The following is an 18,570-nucleotide window of genomic DNA, read 5'->3' on the forward strand; positions in this document are numbered from 1 at the left end:
ATTATATAAGGAGTTAGTTTCCATGAAGAGGAAAGTGAAAAGTATTTTATTTTTTATATTATCCACTGCTCTTTTTGCTCAAGAGGCTGATGGATTGACAGAGGGTTCTAAAAGGGCAGAGCCTGGAGAATTGGTTTTGGATTTTGCTGAGCTTGCAAGAGATCCAAGTTCAACTAAACTTGATCTTACAAATTATGTTGACTATGTATATTCAGGGGCTACTGGCGTTGTTAAGCCAGAAGATATGGTTGTAGATCTTGGGATAAATAATTGGAGTGTTTTGCTTACTCCTTCTGCAAGATTGCAGGCCTATGTTAAAAATTCAGTTGTTGCTCCTGCTGTTGTTAAGAGCGAGTCAAAAAGATACGCAGGTGATACTATTTTAGGAGTAAGAGTTTTGTTTCCAAGCTATTCTCAATCATCTGCTATGATTATGCCACCATTTAAAATTCCTTTTTATTCAGGGGAAAGTGGGAATCAATTTTTAGGCAAGGGTCTTATTGACAACATTAAAACCATGAAGGAGATTAAAGTATCAGTTTATAGTTTAGGGTATGAAATAGATCTTGAAGTTTTGTTTGAGGATATGAATGGGATGGAATATGCTTACTCTTTGGGAACTTTAAAGTTTAAAGGTTGGGCTGATTTAATTTGGTCAAATCCTAATTATATTCCTAATATATCATCTAGAATAATTAAAGACGATGTTCCAAATTATCCTCTTGCTTCAAGTAAGATGAGGTTTAAGGCTTTTAGAGTTTCAAAATCACATAGTTCAAAAGAGCAAAATTTTATTTTTTATGTGAAAGATTTAAGAGTTCTTTATGATAAATTGAGTGTCTCAATAGATTCTGATATTGATAGCGAGTCTGTATTTAAAGTTTATGAAACTAGTGGGACAGAATCTCTTCGTAAATTAAAGGCGCATGAAACTTTTAAAAGAGTTTTAAAGCTTAGAGAGCAAATTTCTATGCCTAAAGATTCTTTCCAAAATTTTATAGAAAGGGTTGAGAGTGAAAAACCTGAAAAATCATCTCAAAAAAAGTAGTAGGGTTAAATTAATATGTAAAGCTAGCCTAAAAGGTTAGTTTTGCATATGTTAGATATCAATAGGAAATGGTATGGAAATATTAGATTTAGAAAATGAAGAACTTTTAGGAGTTTTTTTTGAAGAGGCTCAAAATCTTGTAGATATTCTTGAAGAGAATATTATGTCATTAGAGGATGATCCTAGTAATTCTGATACTATTGATGAAATATTCAGAGCAGCTCACACCTTAAAAGGAAGTTCTGCTTCTCTTGATATGATGGAGTTATCTGATTTTACCCATATTGTTGAAGATGTTTTTGATGCTATTAGAGATAATAAGATAAATATAAACAATGATCTTGTTGATCTGCTTTTAAATTCACTTGATATCATTAAGGAAATGCTTGCGCTTCGTCTTAATGGAAAGGTTTATTTAAATGATATAAGTGATCTTAAAAGCAAATTAAAGCAATTTTTAATAATTGATGATCGAACTTGTATTAAGAGATTTGACGATGAAAATTCAACTATAGACAATTTTTCTCTTTCAAAATTAGATCTTGAAGAGATAGGAGAGGGTTTAGGAATTGGTCAAAAGGTTTTAAGGATCAGCGTTATTTTTGATGCAAATAGTTCTTCTGCGGTTGAAAATTCTGGATTAAAAATATTCCATGTTTTAAAAAAAATAGGGTCTGTTTTGCATACAGTTCCTAAATATGAGCAAATAATTGAAAGTAAATTTTTAACAAGAGTAGATTATTATCTGATATCTTCAGATATAGAGGGCGTGAAAAAAAATTTAGACTCTTTAAGTTTAATTTCAAGCTATTTGGTTGATGAATTTAATGTAAAAGAAGAATTAAAAAAGTTTATAGATGGAAAGTCTGAAGATCTTGATTTAAATTTTGATCCTGTTTTAAATGATAGTTTTGATTTTTCAGAGAATGAAATTTCGGAGTTGTTGCTTGAAGTTGAGAATCAGAAGTTATTTAAAGTTAGATTGGATTTTGTAGAAGACAACCCTATGGCTACGATTAGTGGACTTCAAATGCTTCAAGCATTAAAAAGTCTTGGAAAAATTTTCAAGTCTCTCCCAGATTCTAGTGAACTATTAGCAAATAAGTTTTTTGATTTTGTTATATATTACTTAATATCGAATGTTAGTGAAGACACTATTGCTAAAAAGATTAATTTACCAGATGTTGTTAGCCATTTTGAAATTAAAAGTATTGCTTTAGAATCTTTTAAGAATATAAGTTTAAAAGAAAATAATGAAGTATCTCTTAAGGGAGATAAAAGTATTAAAAAAAATAATCCAATTAGTGTTAATTTAATTAGGATAGATAGTAAAAAAATAGATTATATATTAAATCTTGTAAGTGAGGCTGTAATAAGTAAATCATCTTATAATCAAATAAATTCAGAAATGATTACATTATTTTATAATTTTAATTATTTTTATGATTATCAAGAAAGTTTTCAGAGAAATTTTTTAATTGATTTGAAGATTATTTTTAAAGATGCGGGCCTCACATTAGATGATGAAGTTGAATCGCATATTAAGTCTTTGATGAGTTCAAAAATGGAAAAGTCTCTTAATGATATATCTGAGTTGAGAAATTCTTTTTTCAGGCTTCTTCAGAATTTTAAAATGACTTCTGGACGGCTGTCAAGAATAATTACAGATTTACATGAGAGTGTTTTAAAGACTAGAATGTTGCCAATATCTAATATATTCTCAAGGTTTACAAGAGTTGTTAGAGATCTTTCAAAGAAATTGAATAAGATTGTGAATCTTAAAATGGAAGGAGAGGAAACAGAACTGGATAAGTCTGTTATAGATGACCTTGTAGATCCTTTGATGCATTGTGTTAGAAATTCAATGGATCATGGATTTGAAACAGCTCAAGAGAGAATTAAAAGAGGTAAGGGCAAAGCAGGAACTATAATTTTACGTGCTAAGAATGAGGGTAATGTAATATCAATTGAGATTGAAGATGATGGGATTGGTATAGATCCAAAGATTATTAAGCGCAAATTAATTGAAAAGGGAATAATAAAGGAAGATTCAATTTATTCCGATTCTGAGCTTATTAACTTAATTTTTGCTCCCGGATTTTCAACAGCAGCCCAGGTGACAGATCTTTCAGGTAGAGGGGTAGGGCTTGATGTAGTTAAAAAAAGTATTGAAAAGCTTAATGGGACTATTTTAGTAGAATCAGAGATTGGACTTGGAACAACTTTTAAAATTAAGCTACCATTGACATTAGTGATTGTACAAGGTCTTTTGGTAAAGTCAGGGCCTGAGACCTATGTTATTCCTTTGAATAATGTTCTTGAAACTCATAGAATAACTGAACATGATATAAAATTGCTTGAAAATTATCATGAAGTTTATAATCTAAGAGAAGAAATTATTTCTGTTCTTAGGCTGGATAAACTTTTTAAGATAGTAAGAGATGATTCATTAATAGAGAAATTTTTAATAATTGTTAATACTAATAATATAAAGACCGCAATTGTTGTTGATTCTATTCTTGGGGAGGAGGATTTTGTGGTAAAGCCTATTAAGGATAAATTTTCATCAAGTGCAGGTATAGTTGGAGCAACGACGCTTGGTAGTGGTAAGGTCGTATTAATAATTGATGTCTTTAAACTTTTTGATTTAAAAAAGGATATGAAGGAGTGAATCTCTTGTGCAGATAAAAGAAATTTATTTTGGATCCAAAACTTTAGATGATAAAAATTATGATTCTAAATTGACCAATTTTGATTTTAAGGTTGTTTCTTTTGAGCTTGGATCGGATCATTATTTAGTAGACATTATGCAAGTTAAAGAAATTAGAAAATCTAGTAATTTCACTTATGTCCCAAATGTCAAAAAATATGTAGCTGGGCTTGATAATTTGCGAGGTGAAATAATTCCTATTATAGATCTTAGGATAATGTTTGACTTAGAATTTAGTAAAAAAGATTTAGAAGATATTATGGTTTTAAAAAATGATGACTTTCTTATAGGTGTTATTGTTGATAAAATTAATAATGTTTTTTCAATAGATTCTAGCCTTATTCAAGATCCACATCCAGTTTTATCTCAGGACTCTTTAATAAACTATATAAAAGGTGTTGTAGATTATAATGAGAAACTTTATATACTCCTTGATGTTTTTAAAGTCTTTAATTATGGTGAAGAAGAAAGACTGTTAAAGTCCGATCAAAATTTTGTTGAGAAAATTGATTTTGCAAGTGATTGTAATGATTTAGATATTCAAGATGATTGTAAAAGTGATTTTTCTAATAATATTTTTTCAAAAAATAGTAATAATAATGAAAATTCAACTTTAAATGATCTTACAGCTTTTAATTTGGAGGATATTAAAAAAAATCTTTTAAAATACTCTTTTAATGCTTCTTTAGTAAATGATGTGTTTTTAGAGAAAGTTGGAGTAAAATTTAATATGCTTGATGTTAATTGCTTGCTTTACGATAATTTTTTAAATGAATTTTATTCAAAATCATCGGGGAATCTTTGGGGAGTTGGTTGTTTGGAAGAATTTCAAAATGAAATTGTTAAGAATTATTTAAATTCTATGGATAATTTGAGTTCTGTTTTCAATGTATTGGAAATTGGTTGTGGAAGTGGAAAGGGGACTATGGCTTTAGCCAGTGCTTTGGTCGAATATTATGTAAAGCCATTTAAGTTAACAGCTATTGATAATGATTTATCAAAAGTGGTTGAAACTTCTAGATTAGTTTTTTCAAAGTCAGAAATTGATATTAACGAAATTTATCTTAGAAACTCTTTTGAACAAAGTACTGAAGTTTATAAATTTAAGCCAGAAGTTTTAAATAATGTTTTGTTTGAATATTCAGATGCTCTTTTTTCAGATTTGCCTGATAATTTGGGAATGGTTTTTTTAAAAGATGTTTTATGTTTCTTGAATAATGAAGATCAGATTTTAATTTTAAATATCATTGCTTCCAAAACCATTAAAGGGGCTCTTTTGATTTTGGGAGATAACGAAGAGCTTAAAAATAATGATGTTTTTATAAAAGAAAAATCCACAAAATATTTTAACTTGTACAGGAAAGTCTAAAGGAGAAATTAATGAGAATAGATTATATAGAGCCATTTTTGGATGCCGCTTCTTCAGTTTTAAGAGATATGCTACTTGTTGAGAATATAGAGATGGGTAAACCAGGGCTTAAATCGATAAATCAAAAGATAAAAGGTGTTTCTGTAATAGTGGGACTTGCCGGATCCGTTGAGGGTAGTATAATTATTGATATGGATATAGAAACAGCTCTTTTTGTTGCTTCTAAGTTGAATTTTGAAGAGTATGTTGATTTTGATGATGAAGAGACAAAAGAGATGGTTGCTGCAACTCTTACTGAGGTTGGCAACATTATTGCTGGGAATTTTGTTACTACTTTGCATGCTAAGGGTTTTGTGTTTGATATAACCCCACCAGCTTTTATTTATGGAGAAAATATGAAAATAAGCAATAAAGGTTCTGAAGCTTTAATTGTTCCTTTTTCTTTGCCTGATGGTAAAATTATAGAAGTTAATATTGCAATAAGAGAGAGGGTTTGATATGAAAAAAATTCTTTTTATTAGAAAAGAGAGGTTGATATGATCCAAAAGACTACAATTGCTGCAGATTCTTCATCTAAGCCTAGAGGAATTAATTATGATACAGGCATTCCTTTCAATGTTTTAATTGTTGACGACTCCGTTTTTACTGTTAAGCAGCTTACGCAAATTTTTACATCAGAAGGTTTTAATATTATTGATACGGCAGCTGATGGAGAGGAGGCTGTGATAAAATATAAGAACCATTATCCTAATATTGATATTGTCACTCTTGATATTACTATGCCTAAAATGGATGGAATAACTTGTCTTTCTAATATAATGGAATTTGATAAAAATGCTAGAGTGATAATGATATCTGCTTTAGGTAAAGAACAATTAGTTAAAGATTGCTTAATAAAAGGGGCAAAAACATTTATTGTTAAGCCATTAGATAGAGCAAAGGTTCTTCAAAGAGTTATGTCTGTATTTGTTAAATAGTTTTTTGTAAGAGTAGCTTAAGCTTTAAATTATTTTCATTCTTTTTGGAAAAAAATCATTTCATTGCTTATTTTATCTGGATTATTTAAAAAATAAGTGATATTTAGATTGAATATTTTTATGGGTTCTGTGTTATTTTCTATGTAAAGTTCTAATTTATAAAATCCTTTTTTTGTGTATATTAGTGAATAACTTTTAAAAGCGCCATTTATATTTTTAATTTTAAATGTTTTATATTTTGAAAATTTTTTATCAATAAGCTCGCTTTGAATTAAGTATTTATTTGCTTCTCTATAGTTTGAATTTATTAGGCTATAATCAATTCTATTGATTAGTATGCTTTTTATAAAATGTTGAGTTAGTTTATAAATATTTTTTTCTATTTCGCTTGTTGGCAAATTAGTGTAGTATTCTTTTTTTAAAATTAAATTAAAAGATGAATGTTGTCTAATTTCTATGCTTGCTCTTTTTTCAATTGAGATATCTAAAAGTCTAGCGTTAAGTGAAAAATTTAACAATGCTAGTTGTAATGCAATTATTTGGATTTTCATTTTAATTCCTGGTTTTTATTAATTATGTTTTTTACTTTTTCAATTTCTAAAGGTATTTTACTTTTTCTTTTTGAATTTAACTTTTCTTTTAGTAAAAGGTTATTAAATGATTTTGCAAGTTCATATACTTTTTCTTCGCTTAAAGTGAAAGGAATTTGAATTTTTCGATATTCTAATGGGTCTTGTAAAATTTTTATCATTAAAATAATGGGATTTAAAAAGCTTGCTTTAAAAAATTTGTAAAAATTCATTAAAAAAATAGTAAACGATGCAAACAATGTGAATAAAAAGATTCCAAGAATAGAATCGCTTTTTCTTTGTAAATATTTGTCTATATAAAATTTTGTCTTTTCTATTTCTATGATTTTGTATTCACTAGGACTGTAGTAAACAAATATTTCGTCTGATTTTGAGTATATTATATCTTCTTTTTCTTTGATTATTAAGATGAAAGGATATTTTTCTTTAATGTAAGCTTTTTCATTTATTATTGATATATTTTTAATAATATTAAATTCTTGTTTTTCTGGTATTGAATTTACAATTTTTGAACTTGATATTATTATAAAAAATATAAATGGTATTAATAAGCTCATTGAGAATGTCCTAGCAAAAGCTATTAGTATTAGGTTCTTGTCTTTGGAATTGTAATAGATTTCTATTATTAGGTCATTAAATCTAAGAAGTCTTAAAAATCTCAGTTTGAAAAGAGACAGCATTATTGGATTTAATATGGTCTCATGGGCTACAATTATGTTTTTAAGTTGATATGAGCTATAAAATACTAAAGGGATAAGACAGTGAATTATATCGAAGAATAGATTGTTTCTGACATATATTTCTAACCTTTGGGAAAGGTAAGCCTTAGTTATTTTATATAAAAAAATAAAAATAAAAATTGTATCGAATAAAAACCCAAGAAATATTAGTGCAAATCGTATGCTGTATGGTAGAAAAAGGATGATTGAAAGTTCTTCGATTAAAAGTTCAAATATTGAAAAAATTATTATTGCTTTTAAGAAAATTGAAAATTTTTTTACCATTTATTTCCCTTAGCTATTTCTAGTAATTCTTTTATTATTCTTGAATCGTATTCTTTAGAACCAGCTTGTTTTATTGAAAACCAACTCTCGTCATATCCAACAAAACCTTTTATTGGATTGTTTTTGTATTTTGGAATTCTTGCTCTGGCTGAGAAAATGGCAATTAATGTTGAAATTGGAGACATTGTTTGTAAAATTTCATATTTAAAAAAGCTTTCAATTATGATCTTAGCTGTTCTTTTGTCTAGGAAATCAGTATCCGTGCTTATTGCTTTTGAAGTTGATTCAATATTTTTGGTATTCAATTCTATCCCTTTTTCAAAGCAGTATTTGATTACTATAACTTTTAAGAGAAGTAATATTTTTATATAATTTTTTATGATTTCTGATGAATAAAGGGCTTTGTTTTCCTTTTGTATTAAGTATATTGTATAAGAGTTTTTTCCTTCAAATAATTTGTTTATATAAAAAGTAATGTAACCATTACTTATGGTGTTGAAATTATAAAAAAATTCTTTTCTTAAAGATGAATTGACTTTAACAAAGTTAAATACCAAATTTAAGTCATTTTTTGTTAGCTCTTTGGTGAAAAGAGGCTTTACAATGTTGAAATCAATAGCTTCAATGCCCGATAAAACAAATGGTGTAATCATTGCATCTATTTTATCTTTGATGTATTGGATGAGGTCTTTTAGTTCTGATTCAAAATCATTTTTGATGAAAGTAGCAATGGTTTTTTTATTTTCTTTTAAATAGTTGAGCATTTCAATTTCTTTTTCTATAGCAGATAAGCTTTTGATGCTTTCATGGCTGAATAAGTAATGATATAGGTAAGGGAAATATGGCTTTACATTCATTTTATTAAATCCAATAGCTCAAGTGGTTTGTGGATTATATGTTTTGCTCCATTTTGTTTTAATTCTTGAACACTTCTAAATCCCCAAGAAACCCCTATTGGTATAAATCCAGCGTTTATTGCGGTTAACATGTCTACATCACTGTCTCCAATATATGCAATTTCTTCTTTTTGTACATTTAATTCCAATATCATATCAAGAGCATTTTCAGGATCTGGTTTTGGTGGAAATTTTTTTGAATAACCTCTAATTTCAAAAAAAAATATATTTTCAAAGATATTGTTTACCAGGTTTATTAATTCTTCGTGGTTTTTATTACTTAAAATTCCAATTGGAATTTTAAGTTTATTCATCTTTTCTAGAAGGGTTTTTATATTTTTGTACGGTTTTGTTTGGGATGAAAGATTTTTATTGTATTCTTTGACAAATTCTTTGTAAAGTTTGTCTTGTAAATTGGGATTAGTGTATTCAAGAGATAATAGTTTTAGAGTGTCTATTACAAACTTGTTAAATCCTCTGCCAACCAGGGCATTGAATTTTCTTAGTTCGATTTCACTGTATCCCAAGTTTAAAAGAGCAGAATTCATTGAGAATGCAATATCCATGATGCTATTTATTAAGGTTCCATCCATATCAAAAATGCAAGCTTTGATTTTCATAGTACTCTCTTTTACAATAGTTTAGACATTCTTTTATTTTAGCATTAATTTGTTTTCTTTATTAAGGTTTTTATATTTTAAGCGTTTTTATTTACTAATAATTAGTTTTTATTAGTAAACTTATATTGTTTATTAAAATATAAAAATACTATTGAAAATATAAACTTTAAGTTTTATTATATTTCATTAGAATAGAATATGTAAGCCACTTTTGTTTGATATTGATTGGGGTTAAAGCTTAATGAAATGAAAGAAGATATACTAGTATTGGAAAATATTACAAAAAAGTACGGTGATTTTATTGCCAATGATAATGTTTCTATTAAATTTAAGGCAGGCGAAGTTCATGCTATTCTTGGAGAAAATGGTGCTGGAAAGACCACTTTAATGAAGACTATTTATGGACTTCACCAAGTAAATAGTGGCCGCATTATTTTAAAAGGCAAGGAAGTCAGCTTTAAGGATTCAAGCGAATCTATTCGAAATGGGATTGGAATGGTTTTTCAGCATTTTATGTTAATCCCACAATTTACTGCTATTCAGAATATTATTTTAGGATATGAAAATTCAAAATTTGGTTTTCTTAATTATAAACAAGCTAGGGAAAAAATAAATTGTCTTTCAGAAAAATATGGCTTAAAGATAGATTTGGAGAAAAAAGTTGAAGACTTAAGTGTTGGCATGGAGCAAAAAATAGAGATATTGAAAGTTCTTTATCGGAATGCAGATATTATTATTTTTGATGAACCTACTGCAGTACTTGCTCCAAGTGAGGTTGATGATTTTATAAATATTTTAAAGACACTCACCCAAGAAGGTCATACTGTAATACTTATTACCCATAAAATAAAAGAAATTAGGTCTATTGCAAAACAATGTACAATTATGCGCCTTGGGAAGGTTGTGAAAACTGTTAATATTGCTGAGGTTGATGACAAAGATCTTACAAAATTAATGATAGGTAAGGAGGTTGTGCTTCGAGCATCTAAAGCTCAATTTGAGAATCATTTTAATGTTCTTGAAATAAAGAATTTAAGTGTTAAAGATGAAAGGGGAGTTTTGAAAGTTAAAGATGTTAATCTTAATTTGAGAAATGGTGAAATTCTTGGAATATCAGGTATTGAGGGGAGCGGTCAAGAGGATCTAGTTGATGCAATTTTAGGTTTAAAAAGTATATTTAAGGGCGATATTTTTAAAAAAAGTTCTTCAGGAATTTTAGAATCTCTAAAAGGCTTAACTATAAAGCAAATAATAAATAAAAAAATTGGTAATATTCCTTCGGATAGGCAAAGGCATGGTCTTATTTTAGAATTTAATGTTATGCAAAATATTGGACTTAAGAGCTTTGACAATCCTGATTATTTAAGATTAAAAAAAAATCAGTTAAAGAGTGGTTTAAGTTTTAATTTTATTAAAAGACAATTTGTAGGGTTTGATCTTAATTTTTTAAAAAAATTGAGCAATCAACTTGTAAATTATTTTGATATTAGGCCAAGAGATGTTTTGAATAAGGTAAAATATTTATCTGGGGGTAATCAGCAAAAAGTTATTATTGCTCGTGAGATTAGCTTGGAGCCGGATATCCTTTTAGCTATTCAGCCTACAAGAGGTCTTGATGTTGGTGCTGTTGAGAATATTTATAAAAGAATAATAGAGCAAAGAGATGCGGGTAGATCTATTTTATTGATTTCTTTTGAGCTTGATGAACTTGTTAATGTTTGCGATAGGATAGCTGTAATGCATAGCGGAAGAATAGTAGGTATTTTAGAGGGAAATTTTGATATTGATGTTATTGGTAAAATGATGATGGGTTTAAGTTAGATGATAATTAGTAAAAATGTATGTAGCAAATTTGTATTAAAATTTTTAAATTCTTCAGCATTTATTAGTGTTTTTTCTCTATTTATTGGATTTTTAATTGTTGGTATAGTGGTGGCGGTTTTTGGTTATTCTCCTTTTAGAATGTATTTTATAATAATGGAGATTCTCTTTTCGTCTCCCAAGCATTTAGGCTATGTTTTAAGTTATGCGGCTCCTTTGATCTTTACAGGTCTTTCTATTGGTATTTCTTTGAAAACAGGTCTTTTCAATATTGGAGTTGAAGGTCAGTTTATACTCGGATCTATTATTGCTTTAATAGCATCTGTTTTTCTTGATTTGCCTCCCATTTTGCATGTAATTACCATTTTTGTTATTACTTTTTTGGCATCAGGTAGTTTGGGAATTTTAATTGGATATTTAAAAGCTAGATTCAATATTAGTGAAGTGATTTCAGGAATAATGTTTAATTGGATCTTATTTCATTTTAATAATATAATTTTAGACTTTGGTTTTATCAAAAGAGATAATAGTGATTTTTCAAAGCCCATCAAAGAAAGTGCATTTATTGATTTTTTAGGTTCTTGGAAGCTTTCACCAGAAGGTCTTGCTTATAGGTCTTCTCATCCTTTTGTTAATGAGCTTTTAAAAGCGCCTCTTCATTTTGGAATAGTTTTGGGCATAATTTTTGCTATTTTAATATGGATTTTGCTTAACAAAACTATTGTTGGATTTAAAATAAATGCTATAGGAAGCAATATTGAAGCCTCAAAATGTATGGGTATTAATGTGAAAACTGTACTGATCTTTTCAATGTTTCTCTCAGCAGCGGTTGCAGGTCTTGCTGGAGCTGTTCAGGTTATGGGTGTTAATAAAGCTATATTTAAGCTTTCCTATATGGAAGGGATTGGTTTTAATGGAATAGCTGTTTCTCTTATGGGAAACAATTCACCTATTGGAATACTATTTTCTAGTATTCTTTTTTCTGTTTTGCTTTATGGGAGTAGTAGGGTTCAAAGTTTAATGGGGCTTCCATCTTCAATTGTATCCTTGATGATGGGGGTAGTTGTTCTTGTAATTTCTGCCAGTTGTTTTTTAAATAAAATATTTTTAAAGGGTGTTAAGAGTGTCAAATATAATAATATTCTTGATTAGTGAAACTTTAATAAATTCTCAAACCTTAATTTTAGCTGGCCTTGGAGGCCTTATAAGCGAAAAAAGTGGGATTATTAATATCGGTCTTGAAGGGATAATGACAATAGGAGCATTTTCAGGGGCTACAGTTGCATATTTTACAAATGATCCATTGTTTTCAATTTTTGTTGGTGGATTGGCAGGGCTTGCGCTTGCTGTTTTGCATGCTGTTTTTACAATTTTTTTAAAATCAGACCAAGTTATAACTGGAATGGCACTTAATTTTTTAGGACCTGCCATTGCTGTTTTTGTAAGCACTTTAATTTTTTCTTCTATTTCAACTCCACCTATAGAAATAAAGTTGCCTATTCTTTTTGATGGAGTTTTAAGCAAAAAGTCTTTTATATTTCAAATTTTTGGCAAAAGATATTCTTTGTATATTGCAATGCTATGCGTGTTTTTACTGCATATTATTTTCAAATACACCAAAGTTGGACTTAGAATTAATGCTAGTGGTGAGAATCCAGAAGTATTGGAGTCTGTTGGGGTTAGTGTAAATAAAATTAGATTTTTTTGTGTTCTTTTGAGTGGATTTTTAGCGGGGATTTCGGGGGCTATTCTTACAACAGTGATTGCATCAAGCTATGTACAAGGGATTACAGGCGGTCAAGGTTTTATTGCTATTGTAATGCTAATTTTTGGCAAATGGACACCTTTAGGAGTTTTAGTGGGCAGTTTTTTGTTTTCATTCGTTAAAACTTTGGCAATTGTTTTGGCTCAAACTTCTTTTTTGTCTTTAATAATGCCTTCTAAAATTTTAGTTATTACTCCATATTTAATTATTATTTTAAGTCTTATTTTTTTTTCAAAAAGAAATTATGCGCCTAAGTTTCTAGGCATACCTTATAAAAAGCATTAGCAGTCAATAATAGCTTATAATTTGTTTTTCATGTTGTGAAAATTCTTTTAATTTTTTAAGAGTTTTTAATTTTTTGCTGTAAAATTTTTTTATACCCTTTGGTCTTGAGTTTATTTGATTTAATAAGTAGATGATTTGTGAGGTAGTTTGTTATGTTGTTGAAGCTTAAATATAGATTTGTTGGATTTTTGTTATTGTTTTTAATTTTTATACTGTTACTTTTTTCTATGATTTTTAATTTTGTTTTATGCGGATATTTAGAAGATTATTATAAACAGCTTACAAGGGCGCAAGTAAGAAGGGCAGCTTTCTCTACGCAGTCTTTTTTGGACACTCTATATGTCATAATCAATGGAGCAGCTTCTAATTTAGCGCTTGAAACTATATCAGAATTTTCGAATTTTGAAAATAGAGGGAAAGATTTTTCAGAGTCCGAATTGGTGGATTTAAGAAAAAATTCAAAGTTTGTTATTGATTCTGTAAAGATGAATAAAAAATATCGTCAATGCTTATATAATTTTATGGTTAGTCTTAAAAATGATACTTTTTTTGAGGAATTTGCTTTTTTTGATTTTGAAGGAAGAATAATTGTTAGTACAAGGCATGAAAATAATATGGATTTTGGTCATTCTGAGGCAAATACTAATTATTTTAAAAAGGCGGTTGAGGATTATAAGCAAAACCAATTAAAATTTATAGGTTGGTATTCAAATCTTTCTGAAGGAATATCTGCAGAGGTTGCTATTAGGTCTAGGCAAAGCGAAAAAAAAGCTTTCGCAATAATTGTGCCTGTATACTCTCCAGAAGATAAGCTTGTTTGCGGATATTTAGCCGGATATTTACTTAATGATATTTTGGCAGATAATTTTGATAGATTTAGATTTGGTTTTTACAAAAGAGGTAATTTTATTTATGTAGATCCTAATAATTTAGCAGTTAATCCTTTTGAAGAATACAATGAAACTAGTAGAGTTAGTTCTAAATTTTTAAATATCCTTAAAGATGTTTTTTCCAAGCCACCGCTTCCATCAAATATTCCTACTGAAGTGTCAGTTTATACTATTGATCGAATTCTTTTCTCCGAAATGGGGGAAGACTGTTATTATGCATTATTGCCCATAAGCAGCAAATTAGGAGAAAAAAGTGGAGTTCTTATTGCTAGACTTCCCTATAAAGATATTTATGGAGTGATATCTAGTTTAAGGTTTAAGTATGTCTTATATTCTGTCTTAGGTCTTGTTGTATTAAGCATTATTCTTTCGATGAGAATAGACAAGATTATTAGTTTTCGTTTAAATACAATTAGAATTTTGGTTCAAGATATGGTTAAGGGGAATTTGGATAAGGATTATGCTCTTGATGATGGTGATGATATTTCTGATGAGCTTGGTATGTTAAGTCTTCAGGTTGTAAAAATGAAAAAAGCCATTTCTATAGCAATTGCCAGCGTTTTGAGGAATATTAGCTATGTGAATAAGGCTAGTCTAGAAGTGGCCAGCTCAAGTCAAAATTTAAGCTCTAGTGCGCTGCAACAGGCATCTGCTCTTGAAGAGATGTCAGCCAATGTTGAGCAAATAGCGTCTGGTGTTAATATGAGTGCGAATAATTCCTATGAAACGGAGCAGATAGCTTTAAAGACCAATGAAAATTCTCATATAGGTGGCAAGGCCGTTGAGGAATCTGTTATTGCTATGCAAGATATTGTAGAGAAAGTTAGTGTTATTGAAGAAATAGCGAGAAAGACTAATTTACTTGCATTGAATGCAGCCATTGAAGCTGCAAGAGCAGGCGATGAAGGTAAAGGATTTGCTGTTGTGGCTAGCGAGATTAGAAAGTTAGCTGATCTCAGTAAAATTTCGGCTCTTGAGATTGGAGAGTTAGTTGAAGACAACTCTAAGGTGGCTACTGAAGCGGGATTAATATTTAAAGAGATGTTGCCCGAAATAGAGGAAACAGCTAATCTTGTTAAGAAGATTTCCGAAGGCAGTTCTAAGCAGAGCGATCAAATTGCTCAGTTTAAAATGGCCTTAGATCAGGTTGGAGAAGTTGTTCAGTCATCAGCTTCAAGTAGCGAGCAACTTTCTAGCATGTCCGATAAAATGCTTGAAAAATCCAAGGAGCTCAGACAGTCTGTATTATTTTTCAAAATTAAAGACTCTACAATTGGTAATCTAGAAAATGGTGATTATGATTTTAGTTTAATGGATTGTCCTGAAAATTCTTTTAAAGATCAAAATCAAAATTTGCAAAATAATGGAATTTCGACCTTAAGTGGTAGTAAGCATAATAATTATTCTTTTAATGTTGAAGACGAGCCTTCTGTAAGAACTATTAATAAGCGAGTTGATCCTAAAAAAGCTATTGATATTGCTGATAAGGATTTGAATTTTGATGATGATTTCTCAGAGTTTTGAATTTATTTTTTTAAAGAGGTGGTTAGTATATGAAGTTGAAAGCTAGGATGTTGCTGCTTGTTCTTATTCTGATAGCATTCTTTATATCAATTTTATTTTTTGTGTTTGGAATGTTAATTAATAGTAAATTGGTAGATCAACAATTTGATCTGATGATAAATCTTATTGGAAACATTAGAAGTTCTTTTAATATTTATATTTCTTCAATGGAAGAAAAAGTTAGGGTTAGTTCCATGTACTTCAATTCTGCTGAAAAATTTAATGAAGATAGTAAGATTAGATCCAAAAGATTGGGTTTTATTTCAGATCAATCTGAAATTCTTGTTCAAACCGGGAGTAATATGATGGTGACAAACAAGGAAGGCGAAATAGTTTTTACTACGGCTGTTAAGGATAATAGTGATTTTGGCAAGTCTATTGGGGATAGGGAGTATTTTATAAAGCTTAAAGAGTCTCAAAGCATTGTTTATAATTCCTTTGTCATGTTGTCAGATCCTGGCTCGATTGAGGAATCTTTAGTTAGAAACATTTCTAAAATAAAAAATAAAAAAGGTCAAATTCCTTATATATTAATAGGCATACCATTGAGAGATTTTGGTACAGGTGATATTTTTGGATATTTTATGTTTTTCTATTCAATGGATTATATACATAGATCTTTTAGGGGAATTAATTTTGGGATACTATCTAGTGGTCGCGCATTAGCTTATGATGCTACGGGTAGATTTGTTGTTCATCATACTGCATTGCCAGGCGATGTTTTAACCGATCTTAGTGCTTCTTATTCTAATATTCTTAAAAAGACATCTGAAGAGTTGTTACAAAAAAATAGAGAAATTTCAACTGTTTATTATTATGATCCTAATACTAGTAAAAAGTATGTGGGAATTAGCCAAAAGGTAGTATTAAACTTATCTAATAGCAAATTTATTGTCTTGATGAGAACTTCTGAGGATGATTTTTATTATATGTCACGAGCTACATCTTTAATTTTGGGGATTAGTTTTGCATTTACATTGCTTATTCTTGCTATTGCAACTCTTTATCTTGTGAAAAAGTTAAGTTCTTCTTTGAATAAGATATTAGAATATTCCGAACGACTTGCTTCTGGCAATTTTACTGCTGATGTTAATTTTGAAAAATGGGATGCTTTAGAATTGTATAGCTTGCACGAAGGTCTTGAACAATTGAGAACCAATTTTTCTTCAGTTGCAAAAGGGGTTATTGAAAATCTAGATTATCTTTATGAGAATGCGATTCAGATAGCAAATGCAAGCCAGAATCTAAGCTCTGGTGCTGTTGAGCAGGCTTCTACTTTGGAGCAAATGACAGCAAATATTGAGCAGATATCACAGGGTGTTTCTGAGAATACTGAAAATGCATCTACTACTGAGAAAATTGCTGTTAATACTAATGAGAGAACTAAAGAGGGGCATAAATCTGTTGTTAAAGCTATTGAGGCAATGACTATAATTACTGAAAAAATTGGAATTATTGATGAAATAACAAGGCAAACTAATTTGCTAGCTTTAAATGCTTCGATTGAGGCTGCACGAGTGGGAGAGAAGGGTAAAGGATTTGAAGTGGTGGCAGCTGAGGTTAGAAAGCTTGCAGATCAAAGCAAAGAATCGGCAAGAGAGATTATTGATATTGCAAACAGGAGCTTGACTGTTGCAAGTCGTGCTGGAGAAAATTTTGAGCAAATAGTTCCTGGTATGGAACAAACGGCTAGGCTTGTGAAAAATATTTCTAATGAAAGTTCTAAGCAGAGTGTTCAAATAGAGCAATTTAAAAATGCAATAGAGCAGGTTAGCCAATTAGTTCAGACTACAGCTTCAAGTAGCGAAGAACTTTCTGCGATGTCTGAAAAGATGCTAGAAAGTGTAAAAGATTTAAAAGAATCTGTTGATTATTTTAAGGTCGAAAAATAAGTAAGAGATAAATTTTATTATTTCTTACTTATGGGATTGATTATTATTCTAAGATTTTAAAGATTTTAGCACCTCCTAGGCACTCTGTATTTTTATAAAATATTGCGAATTGACCGTGTGAGATCCCACAATCTTTTTTATTTAAAGAAACCTCAATTAAGTTATTTTTAATAAGTTTTAATTTGCAAGGGTATTTTTTTTCGCCATGTCTTATTTTAATTTTGAAATTTTCAAAATTTGAAGGCCTTCTATTTATCCAATGTACTTCGTGAACTAAAAATTTACGTTTTGCTTGTTTTAAATAATTTTCGTTATGAGAGATGTATATTATATTTTTTTCTAGGTCTTTTTCTACGACAAACCACGGTCCGTTGCTTAGTTTTATTCCTTTTCTTTGTCCAATTGTGAAAAACCAATATCCGTTATGAATTCCTATTATTTTCCCTGTTTCTTTTTCGATTATATTGCCCTTTTTCTCGCCAAGATGATACTTGATAAATTCGTTATATTTGATTTTTCCTAAAAAGCAAATACCCTGGCTGTCTTTTCTTTCTTTGTTAGGTAAATTTATGCTTTTAGCTATTTGTCTTACTTCGCTTTTGAGCAAGTTTCCTAAGGGAAGGTATAGTTTTGATATTTGTTTTTGAGAGAGATGAGATAAAAAGTAGCTTTGGTCTTTAATTTTATCTTTTGCTTGTTTTAAAAAAAAGTTTTTACCTTTTATTTGTATTTTAGCGTAATGTCCTGTGACAATCAAATCATACTGCTCATTTATTTTTTCAAAAAATGCTCCAAACTTTATTCTTTGATTACAAAAAATGTCTGGACTTGGAGTATTGCCATTTTTTAGTTCCTTAATGGTATAGCTTACTACTTTGTTATAATATTCTTTTTGAAAATTTATTATTTCATAAGGTACTTTAAATTTGTTACACACAGCTTCAACATAATTTAAATCTTCTTGCCAAGGGCAGTTGCCTATATAAGACAGTTCATCTTCAAGCCAAATTTTTAGATAGTAGCATTTTATACTTTCATATCCTTTTTTTATAATTCTATAAAGAGCAACAGAACTGTCTACTCCTCCAGACAAAAGCACGGCTATTTTCATAAATTTCCCTTTTTAGGTTTCATTATATA

Annotated in this window: 15 protein-coding genes; 10 read left to right on the plus strand and 5 right to left on the minus strand. The window is 29.3% G+C overall.

The features are described 5' to 3' along the window. The first annotated feature begins 22 nt into the window (after nucleotides 1-22). The 5 genes from OY14_03345 to OY14_03365 all read left to right on the plus strand — a co-directional run bounded on the left by OY14_03345 (nucleotide 23) and on the right by OY14_03365 (nucleotide 6,104). Complete coding sequence (locus OY14_03345; protein AJA90653.1) at nucleotides 23-1,048, plus strand: flagellar protein; 1,026 nt, start codon at nucleotides 23-25, stop codon at nucleotides 1,046-1,048. Nucleotides 1,049-1,121: 73 nt separating this feature from the next. Then, a complete protein-coding gene (locus OY14_03350; protein AJA90458.1) occupies nucleotides 1,122-3,719 on the plus strand; it encodes a chemotaxis protein CheA in 2,598 nt (865 codons plus the stop codon). A gap of 7 nt (nucleotides 3,720-3,726) precedes the next feature. Continuing rightward, nucleotides 3,727-5,127 carry a chemotaxis protein CheW gene (locus OY14_03355; protein ID AJA90459.1) on the plus strand — a complete coding sequence of 467 codons (1,401 nt, stop codon included), beginning with the start codon at nucleotides 3,727-3,729 and terminating at the stop codon, nucleotides 5,125-5,127. Nucleotides 5,128-5,138: 11 nt separating this feature from the next. Further along, entirely contained in the window at nucleotides 5,139-5,624 is a 486-nt protein-coding gene (locus OY14_03360; GenBank protein AJA90460.1) for a chemotaxis protein CheX, read from the plus strand. A 39-nt stretch (nucleotides 5,625-5,663) separates the two neighbouring features. Continuing rightward, a complete protein-coding gene (locus OY14_03365; GenBank protein ID AJA90461.1) occupies nucleotides 5,664-6,104 on the plus strand; it encodes a chemotaxis protein CheY in 441 nt (146 codons plus the stop codon). 35 nt (nucleotides 6,105-6,139) lie between these two features. Here the strand turns inward: OY14_03365 and OY14_03370 are convergent, their stop codons facing one another. From OY14_03370 to OY14_03385, 4 genes are read right to left on the minus strand one after another with little or no spacing between them, the layout of a single operon-like run. Further along, nucleotides 6,140-6,655, minus strand: coding sequence for a hypothetical protein (locus OY14_03370; protein ID AJA90462.1), 516 nt, complete (start codon nucleotides 6,653-6,655; stop codon nucleotides 6,140-6,142). Beyond that, a complete protein-coding gene (locus OY14_03375) occupies nucleotides 6,652-7,698 on the minus strand; it encodes a membrane protein (protein AJA90463.1) in 1,047 nt (348 codons plus the stop codon). The genes OY14_03370 and OY14_03375 overlap by 4 nt, the downstream gene beginning before the upstream one ends. Continuing rightward, the gene (locus OY14_03380; protein ID AJA90464.1) at nucleotides 7,692-8,555 is read right to left on the minus strand and encodes a hypothetical protein; all 864 of its coding nucleotides are present in this window, start codon (nucleotides 8,553-8,555) and stop codon (nucleotides 7,692-7,694) included. The genes OY14_03375 and OY14_03380 overlap by 7 nt, the downstream gene beginning before the upstream one ends. Next, nucleotides 8,552-9,214: a phosphoglycolate phosphatase gene (locus OY14_03385; GenBank protein AJA90465.1), complete on the minus strand. Its 663-nt coding sequence runs from the start codon at nucleotides 9,212-9,214 to the stop codon at nucleotides 8,552-8,554. Before OY14_03385 ends, OY14_03380 begins: the two co-directional genes overlap by 4 nt. 246 nt (nucleotides 9,215-9,460) lie before the next feature. Between OY14_03385 and OY14_03390 the strand changes: the two genes are divergently transcribed. The 5 genes from OY14_03390 (at nucleotide 9,461) to OY14_03410 (ending at nucleotide 17,430) form a co-directional block, all read left to right on the plus strand. Next, complete coding sequence (locus OY14_03390) at nucleotides 9,461-11,035, plus strand: ribose ABC transporter ATP-binding protein (GenBank protein AJA90466.1); 1,575 nt, start codon at nucleotides 9,461-9,463, stop codon at nucleotides 11,033-11,035. A 6-nt stretch (nucleotides 11,036-11,041) separates the two neighbouring features. Further along, nucleotides 11,042-12,187, plus strand: coding sequence for a sugar ABC transporter permease (locus OY14_03395; protein AJA90654.1), 1,146 nt, complete (start codon nucleotides 11,042-11,044; stop codon nucleotides 12,185-12,187). Continuing rightward, nucleotides 12,159-13,085 (plus strand): sugar ABC transporter permease, encoded by a 927-nt coding sequence (locus tag OY14_03400; GenBank protein ID AJA90467.1) that lies wholly within the window; start codon nucleotides 12,159-12,161, stop codon nucleotides 13,083-13,085. Before OY14_03395 ends, OY14_03400 begins: the two co-directional genes overlap by 29 nt. Before the next feature lie 152 nt (nucleotides 13,086-13,237). Beyond that, nucleotides 13,238-15,499 (plus strand): chemotaxis protein, encoded by a 2,262-nt coding sequence (locus OY14_03405; GenBank protein AJA90468.1) that lies wholly within the window; start codon nucleotides 13,238-13,240, stop codon nucleotides 15,497-15,499. Between the two features lie 29 nt (nucleotides 15,500-15,528). After that, the gene (locus OY14_03410) at nucleotides 15,529-17,430 is read left to right on the plus strand and encodes a chemotaxis protein (GenBank protein ID AJA90469.1); all 1,902 of its coding nucleotides are present in this window, start codon (nucleotides 15,529-15,531) and stop codon (nucleotides 17,428-17,430) included. A 43-nt stretch (nucleotides 17,431-17,473) separates the two neighbouring features. On the opposite strand, the gene OY14_03415 is transcribed toward OY14_03410, so the two are convergent. Then, nucleotides 17,474-18,541 carry a thiouridylase gene (locus OY14_03415; protein AJA90470.1) on the minus strand — a complete coding sequence of 356 codons (1,068 nt, stop codon included), beginning with the start codon at nucleotides 18,539-18,541 and terminating at the stop codon, nucleotides 17,474-17,476. Between the last annotated feature and the right edge of the window lie 29 nt (nucleotides 18,542-18,570).

The sequence above is a fragment of the Borreliella chilensis genome, assembly GCA_000808095.1.
GTDB lineage: Bacteria > Spirochaetota > Spirochaetia > Borreliales > Borreliaceae > Borreliella > Borreliella chilensis.